At 36.3% G+C, this 15582-nt stretch carries 12 protein-coding genes; 8 read left to right on the top strand and 4 right to left on the bottom strand.

The features are described 5' to 3' along the window. The first annotated feature begins 94 nt into the window (after nucleotides 1-94). The 7 genes from glgB (at nucleotide 95) to apaG (ending at nucleotide 10687) form a co-directional block, all read left to right on the top strand. Nucleotides 95-2026, top strand: coding sequence for a 1,4-alpha-glucan branching protein GlgB (gene glgB, locus SCA31_RS01830; protein WP_410695106.1), 1932 nt, complete (start codon nucleotides 95-97; stop codon nucleotides 2024-2026). Nucleotides 2027-2028: 2 nt separating this feature from the next. Continuing rightward, entirely contained in the window at nucleotides 2029-3435 is a 1407-nt protein-coding gene (locus SCA31_RS01825) for a glycogen synthase (protein WP_410695105.1), read from the top strand. A 170-nt stretch (nucleotides 3436-3605) separates the two neighbouring features. Continuing rightward, nucleotides 3606-4874: a glucose-1-phosphate adenylyltransferase gene (locus SCA31_RS01820; protein ID WP_410695103.1), complete on the top strand. Its 1269-nt coding sequence runs from the start codon at nucleotides 3606-3608 to the stop codon at nucleotides 4872-4874. Nucleotides 4875-4944: 70 nt separating this feature from the next. Beyond that, complete coding sequence (locus SCA31_RS01815; RefSeq protein WP_410695102.1) at nucleotides 4945-5985, top strand: SRPBCC domain-containing protein; 1041 nt, start codon at nucleotides 4945-4947, stop codon at nucleotides 5983-5985. A gap of 125 nt (nucleotides 5986-6110) precedes the next feature. Continuing rightward, the gene (locus tag SCA31_RS01810; protein WP_410695101.1) at nucleotides 6111-8924 is read left to right on the top strand and encodes a 2-oxoglutarate dehydrogenase E1 component; all 2814 of its coding nucleotides are present in this window, start codon (nucleotides 6111-6113) and stop codon (nucleotides 8922-8924) included. A gap of 38 nt (nucleotides 8925-8962) precedes the next feature. After that, nucleotides 8963-10216, top strand: coding sequence for a 2-oxoglutarate dehydrogenase complex dihydrolipoyllysine-residue succinyltransferase (gene odhB, locus SCA31_RS01805; RefSeq protein ID WP_410695099.1), 1254 nt, complete (start codon nucleotides 8963-8965; stop codon nucleotides 10214-10216). 81 nt (nucleotides 10217-10297) lie between these two features. Further along, nucleotides 10298-10687 (top strand): Co2+/Mg2+ efflux protein ApaG, encoded by a 390-nt coding sequence (apaG, locus tag SCA31_RS01800; RefSeq protein WP_410695097.1) that lies wholly within the window; start codon nucleotides 10298-10300, stop codon nucleotides 10685-10687. 114 nt (nucleotides 10688-10801) lie between these two features. Here apaG and SCA31_RS01795 read toward each other — a convergent pair whose 3' ends face one another. The 3 genes from SCA31_RS01795 to SCA31_RS01785 form a co-directional block, all read right to left on the bottom strand. Next, a complete protein-coding gene (locus SCA31_RS01795) occupies nucleotides 10802-11356 on the bottom strand; it encodes a 3'-5' exonuclease (protein WP_410695096.1) in 555 nt (184 codons plus the stop codon). 179 nt (nucleotides 11357-11535) lie between these two features. Further along, nucleotides 11536-12513 (bottom strand): glycosyltransferase family 2 protein, encoded by a 978-nt coding sequence (locus SCA31_RS01790; RefSeq protein WP_410695095.1) that lies wholly within the window; start codon nucleotides 12511-12513, stop codon nucleotides 11536-11538. Nucleotides 12514-12519: 6 nt separating this feature from the next. After that, nucleotides 12520-13404 carry a lysophospholipid acyltransferase family protein gene (locus SCA31_RS01785; protein WP_410695094.1) on the bottom strand — a complete coding sequence of 295 codons (885 nt, stop codon included), beginning with the start codon at nucleotides 13402-13404 and terminating at the stop codon, nucleotides 12520-12522. 80 nt (nucleotides 13405-13484) lie between these two features. Between SCA31_RS01785 and SCA31_RS01780 the strand changes: the two genes are divergently transcribed. After that, the gene (locus SCA31_RS01780) at nucleotides 13485-14054 is read left to right on the top strand and encodes a thioredoxin family protein (protein ID WP_410695093.1); all 570 of its coding nucleotides are present in this window, start codon (nucleotides 13485-13487) and stop codon (nucleotides 14052-14054) included. Nucleotides 14055-14172: 118 nt separating this feature from the next. Here SCA31_RS01780 and SCA31_RS01775 read toward each other — a convergent pair whose 3' ends face one another. Next, nucleotides 14173-15552, bottom strand: coding sequence for an aldehyde dehydrogenase (locus tag SCA31_RS01775; RefSeq protein ID WP_410695192.1), 1380 nt, complete (start codon nucleotides 15550-15552; stop codon nucleotides 14173-14175). Nucleotides 15553-15582: the final 30 nt, after the last annotated feature.

The raw sequence follows: 15582 nt of genomic DNA, 5'->3' as shown, positions 1-15582 counted from the left end.
GAAAACTAACTTGATAATTATTTGAAGAATAATTAATCACGGTTGTTAGTATTTTTCGTAGTTTCAGGGAAAATATAAATACAAACTGATCTTGATGAATTCTGTTAAAACCTATACGCTTTTCACTGATCATGATGTGTATCTTTTTAAGGAAGGTAGACACTATAAGCTATATGGTAAATTTGGAGCACATTCTGTAGAAAAGGATGGCGTAAAAGGAGTTTATTTTTCAGTTTGGGCACCTCATGCAAAAAAGGTTTCTGTAATAGGTAATTTCAATAACTGGAATCATAAGGATCATATTTTATTCCCAAGATGGGACGGATCGGGGATTTGGGAAGGGTTCATTGACGGATTAACCTGGGGTACCTTATATAAATATGCTGTTGAAACGGAAAGAGGTGAGATTTTAGAGAAAAGTGACCCTTATGCATTAAGCTGGGAACAAAATATTCAGGCAGCATCATTGGTTTCTACAACCTGGTATGATTGGAATGATAAGGAATGGATGGAAAATCGCCATGAAAGAAATAGTCTGGAAGCTCCAATTTCTGTTTATGAACTGCATTTAGGTTCATGGGTAAGAGAAGAAGATCATCCTGACCGCTTTTTGAATTACCGTGACATAGCAAAAAAACTCGTACCTTATATAACAGAAATGGGTTTCACTCATGTAGAATTTATGCCGATTATGGAGTTTCCATATGATCCAAGTTGGGGATATCAGATTACAGGGTTTTATGCGGCAACTTCGCGTTTTGGATCACCACAGGATCTGATGTTCCTTATTGATGAACTTCATAACAATGATATAGGCGTTATTCTGGATTGGGTACCCGCTCATTTTCCGGGAGATGCCAATGGACTTTATCGTTTTGATGGCTCGTATCTCTATGAACATGAAGACCCTAGAAAAGGCTTTCACCCTGACTGGAAATCACATATTTTCAATTATGGAAGAAATGAAGTCAAATCTTTTCTGATTTCGAATGCAATGTTCTGGTTGGACCGTTATCATGCTGATGGATTGCGTGTAGATGCGGTCACCTCTATGCTTCATCTGGATTATTCAAGGAACGAAGGAGAGTGGGAACCTAATATATATGGTGAAAATGTAAACCTAGAGGCGAAAGCTTTTCTACAAGAATTTAATACAGCTGTTTATAAGGAATTTGGAAATAGTATTATGACTATTGCCGAAGAAAGTTCAGATTTTCCATTGCTTACCAAGCCTGTACATGATGGAGGTGTTGGTTTCGGGATGAAATGGATGATGGGATGGATGCATGATACGTTGGATTATTTTAAGGAAGACTTTACCAACAGGAAGTTTCATCATCATAAGCTTACATTTGCTTCTATGTATATGTATAATGAAAATTATATGATGCCTTTATCACATGATGAAGTGGTACACGGAAAAGCAAGTTTGATCTATAAAATGAAAGGTGATGAATGGCAGAAATTTGCCAATCTTCGTGCCTTGTATGTATATATGTATACCCATCCGGGAGCGAAGCTTCTTTTCATGGGGGATGAGTTTGGACAAACCAGCGAGTGGAACTTTACCCAAAGTTTGGATTGGCATTTATTAAAATATCCTGTTCATAAAGGATTACAGGATCTTGTTAAGGAGCTTAATCATTTATACAGATCAGAATCTGCTCTCTATGAAAATCAGTTTGATAAAACAGGCTTTGAGTGGGTAGAAGCAGATGATCTGGAAAATTCGGTTTATGTATATCTTAGAAAAGGAAAAAAAATAAACGATGTGGTGATGGTAGTTCTGAATTTGTCTCCAAAAGTAATGGATTACAGAATAGGAATTCCTGCAGGCACACATTGGGAGGTTGTTTTAAACTCAGACGATGAACAATATAGTGGAAGCGGAGTTCATCCTGAAATAATGGATGAAAAACATGAAGAAAAGTCCATCATGGTAAGGTTACCTCCATTGGCCGGCATTATCCTTAGGCAGAAGAAAGATAAAAAGTATAAATTACATAGAATTAAACACAAAAGGTAAAAATGGTTGTTTATCACTTAAGTACAGAATGTTATCCTGTAGCAAAAGTCGGTGGTCTGGCGGATGTAGTCGGAGCATTGCCAAAGTATCAGAATAAGATAAAAGGAGTAGACGCTAAGGTGGTGATGCCTTGGTATAACAAAGCCTTTGTCTATGATCATGAATTTGAAAAGGTTTTTGATGGATTTATTCATCAGGGATCCAATATGCTGCAAGTTCAGGTCATGAAAGAAATATCCAATGTTTTGGGGTTCGAGCTCTATATGGTGAAAATTCCAGGATTACTGGATAGAGATAATCCTTATGGTTATCAGGATGAGAGTTTTCAATTTCTCGCTTTTCAGCAGGGAATTCTGCACTGGCTATGTGCTATGGAAATCAGACCGGATGTTTTGCATTGCCATGACTATCACACCGGACTAATCCCTTTTATGGTTGAACATTGTCCTGAATTTGAATTCCTGCAAGGCGTAAAAACCATAGGAACTATTCATAATGGAGAATATCAGGGAATGATGAGCTGGAACATGGCGAACTATATGCCGCCCTTTGATGCTTACAAATGGGGGTTGATGGACTGGAATGGGTTCATGAATCCGCTGGCAAGTATGATTAAATGCTCTCATGCCTTTACGACAGTTTCTGAAGGATATCTGGAAGAACTTTTCATAAGCTTTCGTGGACTTGAAAGCTTGGTTCGCCAGGAATTCGGGAAAGCGTATGGGATTATCAACGGGATTGATACAGAAGTTTGGAATCCCGAAACAGATCCGATGCTGGATTTTAACTTTAATATAAAAAATGCAGTTGCTCAAAAGAAGAAAAATAAAGAAAAACTGTGTAAAGAATATGGCCTGAAGCCCGAACTTCCCTTGTTTGCTTTCATAGGAAGATTTGCTACAGAAAAAGGAGCAGACCTGCTTCCGGATGTGGTATGGCGAAGCATTAAGCAAAACTATGGAGCTTTAAACATGATGATTTTAGGCTCAGGAAATACTTACGTTGAAAATAAATTAAAGGAATACGATTATACCTATACCAATTTTGCTCTGGATTTGGGATATAAAGAGCATCTTTCCCATAAGATCTATGCATCGGCAGACTTCTTACTGATGCCATCAAGGGTAGAGCCATGTGGCCTGAACCAGATGTATTCCATGCGATACGGAACAGTTCCGGTGGTAAGATATACCGGTGGGTTAAAAGATACCGTGGAAGATATTTCAACGGGTGGAGCAGGATTAAACTTTACCTATCCGGGAGTGGACGATATTGTTCATGCAATGAATAGAGCACTTGAAATCTATCATCAAAAAGGAGTAATGAAAGATCTTATTCATGCCAATATGAATTTTGATTTTGCATGGGAGAAATCTGCAGAAAAATATTTAGCTTTATATAATAGCTGATTAGGAACTGATTTCAAAATCAAGCAAAAAATAACACTATTGAAATAAACGATGTAGATTAGGAGCTAAAAGCACTGAATACAAAGTGAAATATGAAAATAATATCTGTTTTTAAAGGAAATGTAGACCCAAAACAGAATAATAAAATTAATAAAAAACGCAAGATAATTATGAATCGAAATGTAATCTCTATTGTATTGGGTGGCGGCAGAGGAACAAGATTATTCCCGTTAACGTTTTCAAGATCCAAACCGGCCGTGCCCATCGCGGGTAAATACAGACTGGTGGATATTCCCATTTCAAACTGTCTGAATTCAGGATTGAATAAAATTTTGGTATTGACCCAGTTTAATTCAGCTTCCCTAAACTCGCATATCAAGAACTCTTACCACTTTGATATCTTCAGTAAGGGTTTTGTTGATATTCTGGCTGCTGAGCAGAATGTAGAAAACGAAAGTTGGTATCAGGGAACAGCAGATGCGGTGCGTCAATCTATGAAGCATCTTGAAAAATATGACTATGACTATATTTTAATTCTGTCAGGAGATCAGTTGTATCAGATGGACTTCAGAGAAATGCTGGATTTTCATATCGAAAACGGAGGAGACCTCACCATTGCAACAATTCCTGTAAATGCTAAAGATGCCACTGGTTTTGGGATCTTAAAATCGGATGATGAAGGAAATATCACCTCTTTTTATGAAAAGCCTGGTTATGATACGCTGGAAGGCTTAAAATCTGAAGTTTCAGATGAAAATAAGCATAAAGGAAAAGAATTTTTAGCGTCTATGGGAATTTATATTTTCACCAAGAATATCCTAAAAAAGATGTTTGAAGAAGGAGCCGGTGATGATTTCGGAAAAGACATTATCCCAAGTTCAATCGGAAAGTATAAAACCTTAAGTTATCAGTACGAAGGATACTGGACAGATATCGGGACGATAGAATCATTCTACGAAGCCAATCTGGATCTTTGTCTGGATCTTCCGCAATTTAACCTGTTTTCTTCCTCACCTATCTATACAAGGGCAAGAATGCTTCCACCATCAAAAATCAATGGATCCTATGTTAGTAAAGCGGTTTTTGGAGATGGATGTATCATCATGGCAGATAAAATTGAAAACTCCGTGATTGGAAACAGAACAAGAATAGATAAAGGAAGTACTATTGTTAATTCCTATGTGATGGGTGCCGATTTCTATCAAAATACAACAGAAATTGTAATGAATGACAGAAGCGGACGCCCGAATATGGGAATAGGGAAATACTGTTATATTGAAAAAGCAATCCTTGATAAAAACTGCTATATTGGTGATAATGTAAAGATCATTGGTGGAAAGCATATTCCGGATGGAGATTATGGAACCCATTCTGTACAGGACGGAATTGTGGTAGTGAAAAAAGGGGCAGTACTTCCTCCGGGAACTCATATAGGTTAATTATTGTTAAACATAAAACAAGAGTGAACAGCATATTGTTCACTTTTTTTATTTGTATTACTTTTGTGCGATGCGTATTTTTAAAATAGTAACTGTAATTCTTCTTCTTTTGGGTGGAGCTTATGCTGCTTCCATGTATTATTTTGTGGATGAAAACAAAAATTTCACCATTGAAAAAGAAATTGATTATCCGGTAGATAAAGTCTTTTCACAGTTTAATAACCTGCAGAGTTTTACGAGGTGGAATAATTTTTTTACCAGTTCACAGTCTATGGATATAGATTATTATATGCCTTATGAAGGGCAGGGAAGTGCCATCAGCTATGTGGATTCTAAAAATGATACCGATGGCGAAATGTTCATCAGATATGAAAATCTCAATAAGACCTTAAAATACCAACTTTTTGAGGATAAAAATGAAAATCCAACGCTGGTTGACGTTAAATTTAAGCCCGTTTCTGCTGAAAAAACGAAAATAACCTGGTACGTACATACTCCAAAGCTATCTGTTTGGAGAAGGGTAGAAAACTTCTGGACTGAGGATCGTTTTGCAGAAAATATCACCAAAAGTATGGTGAATCTTAAAAATGCACTAGGAAATAAGGTTGAAAAGGACAATCAAATGGCTGCCATTAAGTATGACAGTCTGATGGTAGAAAAGGAAGAAGATAAGCTATTGCTGGGAATCAATGTAAGTACTTCCAACAAGAAAGATGCTCTTTACAAAAATATCGTAATGAATTACAACAAGGTCTATAATTTTGTGACAATGGACCTTGGAAAAAGAGACGATGAATTCGGGTATCCAATCCTGATGACCGATGCTGATAATTACAAAGACAAGGAGGTTTCTTACTTCCTGGGAATTCCACTTTCCAAGAAAATTGGGGTGTCTGACAATAACTTCAATTTTAGATCCATAAATCCGTCTCAAAACTACGTGATGTACTACAAAGGAAACTACGAAGGACGAATTAAGGCCATTCAGCAGCTGATTCAGAAAGCCAAAAAAGATGAGATGCGCTTCGGAGATATCCATCAGACCTTTATCGAACGTCCGATGGAAGGGCAGGTGGTGAACATGAAGCTCTCATTATCAGTGTATAAGTAATTTTTTTTCAATAATTTTTTTCTTAATTTTTTTTAACGGTTTCAGACTGTTCTAACTCGGTTTTTTTTATTAAATTTGAAGATTAATTCTACAAATAAATTTTAATAAATAGATAAACTGTAATAATGGACAGATTTTCATTCCTAAACGCAGCTCATTCTCAGTTAATTGAGGATTTATACCAACAGTACTTAAAATTCCCAGATTCTTTAGAACCATCATGGAAAGCTTTCTTTCAAGGCTTCGATTTTGCTTTAGAGAATTATGGAGATGACGATAACATCCAATTTATTCAGGCTCCGGCCAACGCTGCTCCTGCAGTACAACAAATTTCTCAGGCAGTAACAAACGGAGAAGTTCCTGAACATATCAAGAAAGAATTTAAAGTAGTAAACCTTATTGAGGCTTACAGAACAAGAGGGCACTTGTTTACAAAAACAAATCCAGTTAGAGAAAGAAGACACTATACACCTACTTTAGACATTGAGAACTTCGGTCTTTCTAAAGAAGATTTAAATACAAAGTTCAACTGTGCAGTTGAAACAGGAATGAAAGAGCCTGCTACTTTGGCAGACCTTATCAAGCACCTGGAAAATATCTACTGTGATTCTATCGGAGTAGAATATACCTACATCAACAATGTTGAAGAAAAAGATTTCATTAAGAAATGGCTTCAGGTAAACGAAAACCACGCAAGCCTTTCTGCAAATGAAAAAACAGAAATCTTATTGAAATTAAACCAGGCCGTTGCTTTTGAAAACTATCTTCATACAAAATTTGTAGGTCAGAAAAGATTCTCATTAGAAGGAGGAGAATCATTAATTCCAGCTTTAGATCAGTTGATCTCAAGATCTTCTCAATTGGGAGTGGATGAAGTGGTATTAGGAATGGCACACAGAGGAAGATTAAATGTATTATCAAACATCTTCGGAAAATCTTACAAGCAGATCTTCTCAGAATTTGAAGGAAAAGAATTTGAAGAGGATGTATTCTCAGGTGACGTTAAATATCACTTAGGATCGTCTAAAAAGATCAAAACAGCTTCTGGAGAAGAAGTTTGTATTAACCTTACTCCTAACCCGTCTCACCTTGAAACAGTAGCCGCTCTTGTAGAGGGAATCTGCCGTGCAAAAGTAGATGATAAGTACAAAGATTATTCTAAAGTATTACCAATTATCATTCACGGAGATGGAGCTATTGCAGGGCAGGGTATTGCTTACGAAGTAGCGCAGATGATGACTCTTGAAGGATACAAAACAGGAGGTACTGTTCACATCGTTGTCAACAACCAGGTATCTTTCACCACAAACTTCCATGACGCAAGATCTTCAACGTACTGTACAGACATTGCAAAAGTTACAGAATCTCCTGTAATGCACGTAAATGCTGACGATGCTGAAGCTGTAGTTCATGCTATCCATTTTGCTGCTGACTTCAGAGCCAAGTTTGGGAAGGATGTTTACATCGACCTTTTAGGATACAGAAAATATGGACATAACGAAGGAGATGAGCCAAGATTTACACAACCAAATCTATACAAAGCTATTTCCAAGCATCCAAACCCAAGAGAAATCTATAAAGAGAAATTAATCAACGACAGCGTAATTTCTAATGACATCATCAAGAAGATGGAGGTTGACTTCAAGGCTCTTTTAGATAAAGACTTTGATGCTTCCAAGGAGATTGAGAAAAACGTAATGGATTTATTTATGGCTGAAGATTGGGTAAACTATCCAATTGGAAAAAGAGGAGTAGCTCAGTTACCGGTTGATACAAAATATGACTTGGAGAAATTGAAAGAGTTAGCACTTACAATGTCTACCCTTCCTGCAGATAAAAAATTCATCAATAAAATTACAAGACTTTTCGAAAACCGTATCAAGGCTATTAATGGAAATTCATTAGACTGGGCGTTAGGAGAGTGGTTAGCATATGCTACCCTTCTTGTAGAAGGTCATAATGTAAGAATCTCTGGAGAAGATGTAGAAAGAGGTACATTCTCTCACAGACATGCAGTTGTGAAAACAGAAGATACAGAAGAAGAATATATCCCATTAAGACACGTTTCAGAAAGCAGATTTGATGTATTCAATTCTCACCTTTCAGAATATGGTGTTTTAGGTTTCGATTACGGATATGCAATGGCTTCTCCAAATACATTAACAATCTGGGAAGCTCAGTTCGGAGATTTTGTGAACGGTGCTCAGATCATTGTTGACCAGTATTTAGCAGCTGCAGAAGAAAAATGGAAGCTTCAAAATGGTTTGGTAATGTTGTTGCCTCATGGTTCAGAAGGTCAGGGTGCAGAACACTCTTCAGCAAGATTGGAGAGATTCTTAACACTTTGTGCTAATGAAAATATGGTCGTAGCTAACATAACTTCACCGGCGAACTACTTCCACTTATTAAGAAGACAATTGAAGTGGGCATTTAGAAAACCATTGATCGTGATGAGCCCTAAGTCTTTATTGAGACACCCGAAAGTAGTTTCTCCACTTGAAGATTTTGCAACAGGTTCATTCCAGCCAATCTTAGATGATCCAACTGCAGATCCTAAAAAAGTAGAAAAATTAGTTCTTTGTTCAGGTAAATTATACTTCGAATTATTAGCAAAGAAAGAAGAATTGAACTGTGAAAATATTGCATTAGTAAGATTCGAGCAGCTATATCCGCTTCAGGCAGATGCTATTGAAGCCATCTTCAGCAAATATGAGAACAGAACACAATTGGTTTGGGCCCAGGAAGAACCAGAAAATATGGGAGCTTGGTCTTATATCCTAAGAAACTTCAGAGATACAGGAATCCAAGTTGTTTCTCCGGTACCTAGCGGTGCTCCAGCTCCAGGTAGCCACAAAATGTTTGAGAAAAACCAAAATGCAGTGATCAATAGAGTTTTCGACAGAGATGATGCACCTGCAAAAAGACCAGTTACAGCTTAATTAAATAATAATCAATTAAAAAATAAAAAATACTCAATATGTCAGTTTTAGAAATGAAAGTTCCTTCACCGGGAGAATCCATTACGGAAGTTGAAATTGCAACTTGGCTTGTAAAAGATGGTGATTATGTAGAAAAAGATCAACCTATCGCTGAAGTAGATTCAGATAAAGCAACTCTTGAATTGCCTGCAGAACAAAGTGGTATCATTACTTTAAAAGCAGAAGAAGGTGATGTAGTACAAGTAGGTCAGGTAGTTTGTTTAATTGATATGGATGCTGCTAGACCAGAAGGTGGTGCACCTGCTGCTGAAGCTCCAAAGACAGAAGATGCTCCAAAAGCTGCTGAACCAGCTAAGCAGGAAGCTCCAAAACCAGCTGCACCAGTTGCTGCACCACAAACTTATGCAACAGGAGCTCCATCTCCGGCTGCTAAGAAAATCCTTGACGAAAAAGGAATGGCTGCAGGTCAGGTTTCAGGTACTGGAAGAGATGGAAGAATCACTAAGACTGATGCTGAATTAGCTGCTGTTCCTGCATTAGGAGGAAGCCCTATGACAGCTACAGGTGCTAGAACGACTACAACGACTAAACTTTCAGTTTTAAGAAGAAAAATCGCTCAGAGATTAGTTTCTGTAAAGAATGAAACAGCAATGTTAACTACTTTCAACGAAGTTGACATGTCTGAAATCTTCAGATTAAGAAAGTTATATAAAGAAGAATTTGCTCAAAAGCACGGAGTAGGACTTGGTTTCATGTCTTTCTTTACAAAAGCAGTAACAAGAGCATTACAAATGTATCCGGATGTAAACGCATCTATTGACGGAGATTTCAAAATAAACTATGATTTCTGCGATATTTCAATTGCAGTTTCAGGTCCTAAAGGGCTAATGGTTCCTGTATTGAGAAATGCAGAAAACATGTCTTTCAGCGGAGTTGAAGCAAACATTAAGGATCTTGCTACAAAAGTAAGAGACGGTAAGATTACTGTTGACGAAATGACTGGTGGTACTTTCACAATTACAAATGGTGGTACTTTCGGATCTATGTTATCTACACCAATCATCAATCCGCCACAATCTGCAATTCTGGGAATGCACAATATTATCCAGAGACCCGTTGCTGTTGATGGACAGGTTGTAATCAGACCAATGATGTATGTTGCAATGTCTTATGACCACAGAATTATCGATGGTAAAGAGTCCGTAGGATTCCTTGTAGCGGTGAAAGAAGGTATCGACAATCCTGTTGAAATATTAATGGGTGGTGACGAAAGAAAAGGCCTTGGTTTATAGTTTTTAATAAAATTATAATATAAATATATAGTCTCGCCTTAAAAAGGCGAGATTTTTGTATTTAATTAAGAAAATACTACAATGATGTTTTCAAAAATGACTTCCAATATCAAAGTTTCAGTTATACCTGAATATGATAGCAAGAATAGTTATCCATCCGAAAACCGTTATGTTTTTAAATACAATATTACTATAGAAAATGACGGAAGCTTTCCTATAAAAATATTGAAAAGAAAATGGTTAATCTTCGATGTAGGATTTGGATACACAGAGATCATAGGTGATGGAATAATAGGCCTGACCCCGGAGATCGGAACCAGTGAGAATTTCTCTTACTTTTCCAATGTAATGCTTCGTTCCGGAGTAGGAAATATGAGCGGAAAATACCTTGTTAAAAACCTAGAAACACAGGAAACTTTTGAGATTGATATCCCAAAGTTCAACCTGCTGTCTGAAGTTTTAAGTAACTAGTTGTTTTTTGTACAATGTAAAATGTACATTGTATTAATCATGGATTTTGTCGTAAGAAGATTTAGGACAAAAGATAAGTTATAAAATAAGAACCCGGGTTTATTTATATGACTGTTACAACTTTTTGATTTTTGCTTTCATATATTCTTGTACTTCATCATTACTGGTGAGGAAGAGTTTCTCAAATGCCAATAAAGAGATCTTTGCACAAACCTCGGCATCAGCTCCAGCTCTATGATGGTTAAAATCAATTTTATGATATTCAGCAAGAGGTTTTAAGCCATATTTCGGAAGATAATTCCATGATTTTTTAGCAAGTTGAATACTGCAAAGATAGTTTAGATTGGGCGTGAACATTCCGTAATGTTCCAGACACCCTCTTAGTACAGAGGCATCAAAACCTGCGTTATGGGCAATCATTAATGTCCCGTACATCATTTCCTGAGCTTCATGCCATATTTCGTCAAAGGTAGGTGCATCTTTCACATCTTCAGGATGGATGCCGTGTACAGCAATGTTGAATTTGTTAAAGTAAGGAAAACTTGGAGGTTTGATCAGCCAGGTTTTAGTTTCTACAATTTTAGAATCCTGTACGATGCAAATTCCCATTTCACATGCAGAACTTTTCTCATGAGTAGCGGTTTCAAAATCTATAGCACAAAAATCCATTGTTTTAATTATATGTTGTTACTAGTTGCCGGTTCTCTAGTTTAATGTTCAAAGTTTTGGGCTTAAAGTTTAAGGTTAATTGAAGTTATGAATTTTTCTCCTGAAAAGCTCAGTTCTTTTATAGTCTAATATTTATTTTTCCTAATCCCTATTACCTGCAAACTATAACCTGTTATCTTCTATTTTCCTCCCAAAAAATGTTTAAAAATTAACCATTCCGATTGGTAGAATTTGTCTTTCTGATATTTTTGACGAAGTTTCCATGTACCCGGAAGTTGTCCGTAAAAACCAAAATGAGCTCTTACTACAGCCCAAAGGTGAGGGAATCCATTTTTTAAGCCAAAGTAAATCCCAGCAACTCCATCCAGACAAAGCCTGAAAAAAATCAGCCAGATTAGCTTAGGAAAAGGAAGGTTTTTAAGCATCATAGACAGGTTATTCCTGATGTTTAAATAGGTTTTTTGGGCACTTTGTTTGTTTAAAGTTCCACCTCCTACATGATATACCCTAGATTTTCCTGTATAAAAAATCTTTTTCCCTGAATTGATAAGCCTCCAACAAAGGTCAATCTCTTCCTGATGAGCAAAAAATCTTGTATCAAAACCATTCTGGTCCCAAAAATCTTTTGAACGAATAAAAAAACAACATCCCGAAGCCCAGAAAATCTCTGTTTCATCATTGTATTGTCCCTTATCTTCCTCCAGATCATCGAAAATACGACCTCTACAGTATGGATAGCCTAAGTTATCAATCAATCCGCCGGCAGCTCCGGCAAACTCAAAATAATTTTTATTGTTGTAAGATAAAATCTTCGGTTGAACTGCAGAGATTGAGGAGTCTTTTTCCAGGAGTTCCAATACTGGCTCTATCCAGTTTTCTGTAACCTCTACATCGGAATTAAGAAGACAGTAGTACTCGTTCTTAATTTCCTTTAATCCCTCATTATAACCGTCTGCAAAACCGTGATTACTAGTGTTTTTAATGATTTTCACGTCAGGAAATTGACTACTCAGAAATTCTAGTGAATCATCAGTAGAAAGATTATCAATGACATAAATATCTGCATTTTGGGAAAATTGAACTACACTTGGAAGAAATTTCTCAAGCCAGTTTCTTCCGTTCCAGTTTAAGATGGCAACAGCCAGTTTTTTCTGCATGTAAATCTATTTTTTTTCAGAATCATAGGTTTTAATAGAATCCTGATACTTCCACTTTCTGTGTGACCAAAGATAGTTATCCGGATGTTTATGTAAAGTGTTTTCCAGCATTTTGTGGAACTTCTTTACCACTTCATGTTCTGTAAACTTTTCATTGTCCGGATATATTCTATAGTAGTTGACCTGATAATAGCCACGTTTTACTTTCTTCATTTCGCAGTAGATAAAGGCAAGGTCCATTCTTGTTGCCAGTTTATCATAGCCTATGAAAACAGGAGTTCTTTGATTAAGAAATTCCAGCCCGTAATTGACATGGGAAGAGTGTGGAGTTTGATCTGCCACAAACATATAAATAGAATCTCCGTCATTTTTATTCCTGAATATGTTAAGAATCACTTCGTTAGCTTCCAAAGCCTCATTTCCGAATTTATTACGGACCTTCTTCATTTGATTCTCCCAAAAATCACTGTTTACTTTTCTGTAGACTGGGTGGCAGTGCTTTTGAGGGACAATTCTTGCCAGGGCATTAATCCATTCCCAATTAAAAACATGTCCTGCCAGCAAAATAATATTTTTACCTTCCTTTTGAATATCATGAAATACATCCTGGTTGATGTGCTGCATTCTTACCCTGGATTCAGTTTCAGAAATACTGAATGATTTTATTGTTTCTACCAGATAATCAGAAAAATTACGATAGAATGCCTTTCGTATTTTTCGGATTTCCTCCTCAGACTTTTCAGGAAAGGAGTTTCTCAGGTTTTGGGTAATAACTGTCTTTCTGTAACCTACCAGATAGTAGTTTAGAAAGAACATAACGTCCGAGAAAATATATAATATTCTAAGCGGAAGTTTTGAGATGAAATACAATATTTTAATTAAGAAGCTCATAAAACAGGCAAATTTAGTAATAATAAAATTATGGTTCTATTTTTGCAGAGGGATAAGTATTATTTTTTTATTTTTATGTTATGAAAAAATTGACATTGATCGCTTTTCTGGGACTAAGTACTTTTGCTTTTTCACAGGATGTAAAGAATTCACCGGATAAAGGAAAGCAAAAAACAGCTCTTATTGTTCCAACTGAACAGAAAGAATTAGATGCAAAGAAGAAAGCAGCTGAAGAAAAAGCTAAACTTCCTAAGCCTTATAATCCAAAAGCAGATGCTCAGGCAGATATTAAGAAATTAGTTGCCCAAGCTAAGAAAGAGGGAAAAAATATTATCATTCAGGCTGGAGGAAACTGGTGTATCTGGTGTCTTCGTTTTAATAATTTTGTGCAGGAAACCCCTGAATTAAAAGAATTTGTAGATAAAAACTTTTTATACTATCATCTAAATTATTCTCCGGATAATAAAAATGAAAAAGTTTTTGCTCAATATGATAACCCTGGTGAAAAATATGGGTACCCTGTATTTATCGTGTTGGACCAAAATGGTAAAATGATAAAGGTTCAGCAGAGTGATGTATTTGAAGAAGGAAAAGGATACAGTTCGGAAAAGGTAAAAGAGTTCTTTAATACTTGGAAACCTAAAGGATAAATAAAAAAGGTTGTTTCAAATAGAGACAACCTTTTTTTATTACTTGAAACCCCGATTGATTTAAATGAGGTATATAATATCAGTAAAATCTATTATTCTTGTCAGAAAATTAGGATTATCATAGCAGCTTTTTGATCCAGTTTAGTTTTTTCTCAGAATAAGGCGGGTATTTAATACTCGGTTCTCCCCATGTTGCTTTTTCCAGAATAGATTTTTGATGAGAAAAGGCTTCAAAACCGTATTTTCCATGATAATTTCCAATTCCTGAACTTCCTACACCTCCGAATGGGAGGTTATCATTGCTTAAGTGCATCACTGTATCATTAATACACCCGCCGCCAAAGGAAAGCTTTTTGGTAAACTGTTCTTTTTCTTCGTTGTTATTGGTGAAAAGATAGGCTGCAAGAGGTTTTTCCAACTCTAAAACAGCATTCAGGGCAATGTTGTAATTTTTAAAACTGATCACAGGGAGGATCGGTCCAAAGATTTCTTCCTGCATGACGTTATCACTCCAATCAACATTACTGAGGATTGTAGGTTCTATATATCGTTTTTCTTCATTGAGATTCCCTCCAAAATATATTTTATCTTTATCAATAAGATTCACCAATCTCTGAAAATTTCTTTGATTGATGATTTTGGTGTACTGCTCTGAATCAGCATTATATTTAAACTCCTGAATATATTTCCTCAGCATCTCCAGAAACTGTTCCTGAACGGTTTCTTCAATCAGCAGGTAATCGGGGGCTACACAAGTTTGTCCGGCATTTAAAAACTTTCCCCAAACAATTCTTTTGGCTGCAATATCTAGATTGGCATTCTTGGTTACGATGACAGGAGACTTCCCACCCAGCTCAAGAATAACAGGGGTTAAATTTTCTGCAGCTGCTTTGTATATGATCTTTCCGACTTTGGTACTTCCGGTAAAGAATATTTTATCAAACTTCAATTTTAGCAATTCTGTAGTTTCATCAATACCGCCCTCATATACGTATAGATATTCGGATGGGAAGTTTTCATTGATGATGTTAGCCATTGCTTTCATGGTATTCTCTGCAATTTCACTGGGCTTCAGAATGCAGCAGTTTCCAGCAGTAATGGCAGCAATAATGGGAGATAGGGACAATTGATAAGGATAATTCCAGGCTCCTATAACCAGAACACAGCCTAGCGGTTCCGCATAGATTTTACTGCTTCCCAATTGATTGACCAGATTGGTGCTTACTTTTTTTGGTTTTGAAAGAGATTTTAAATTCTTCAGATAATAATCAATATCATTTAAAATAAAGGAAATTTCTGTAGTGAAGGTGTCAAATTTTGACTTGCCAAAATCCTTGTAGATAGCTTCATAGAGAAGATGTTCATTGGAAATGATAAGATTTCGGAGTTTTTCTAGGTACATTTTTCTGAATGCGAGACTTTTGGTTTGTTGTGTTTTAAAAAAATCCCTTTGATCCTGTACTATTCTTTCAATTTCCATACGTAAGTTTTTCTGTATTAAACGAAGATGCCTTGTGCGATATTGTCG

This window comes from Chryseobacterium sp. SIMBA_028 (assembly GCF_046535285.1).
Taxonomy (GTDB): domain Bacteria; phylum Bacteroidota; class Bacteroidia; order Flavobacteriales; family Weeksellaceae; genus Chryseobacterium.
The sequence above is the reverse complement of the archived record's forward strand: the minus strand, read 5'-3'. Positions and strand labels throughout refer to the sequence as shown.

Bases quoted from the DNA above. Each gene is read 5' to 3' on its own strand.
- glgB (WP_410695106.1), top strand. From the start codon at position 95: ATGAATTCTGTTAAAACCTATACGCTTTTCACTGATCATGATGTGTAT.
- SCA31_RS01825 (WP_410695105.1), top strand. From the start codon at position 2,029: ATGGTTGTTTATCACTTAAGTACAGAATGTTATCCTGTAGCAAAAGTC.
- SCA31_RS01820 (WP_410695103.1), top strand. From the start codon at position 3,606: ATGAATCGAAATGTAATCTCTATTGTATTGGGTGGCGGCAGAGGAACA.
- SCA31_RS01815 (WP_410695102.1), top strand. From the start codon at position 4,945: ATGCGTATTTTTAAAATAGTAACTGTAATTCTTCTTCTTTTGGGTGGA.
- SCA31_RS01810 (WP_410695101.1), top strand. From the start codon at position 6,111: ATGGACAGATTTTCATTCCTAAACGCAGCTCATTCTCAGTTAATTGAG.
- odhB (WP_410695099.1), top strand. From the start codon at position 8,963: ATGTCAGTTTTAGAAATGAAAGTTCCTTCACCGGGAGAATCCATTACG.
- apaG (WP_410695097.1), top strand. From the start codon at position 10,298: ATGATGTTTTCAAAAATGACTTCCAATATCAAAGTTTCAGTTATACCT.
- SCA31_RS01795 (WP_410695096.1), bottom strand. From the start codon at position 11,356: ATGGATTTTTGTGCTATAGATTTTGAAACCGCTACTCATGAGAAAAGT.
- SCA31_RS01790 (WP_410695095.1), bottom strand. From the start codon at position 12,513: ATGCAGAAAAAACTGGCTGTTGCCATCTTAAACTGGAACGGAAGAAAC.
- SCA31_RS01785 (WP_410695094.1), bottom strand. From the start codon at position 13,404: ATGAGCTTCTTAATTAAAATATTGTATTTCATCTCAAAACTTCCGCTT.
- SCA31_RS01780 (WP_410695093.1), top strand. From the start codon at position 13,485: ATGAAAAAATTGACATTGATCGCTTTTCTGGGACTAAGTACTTTTGCT.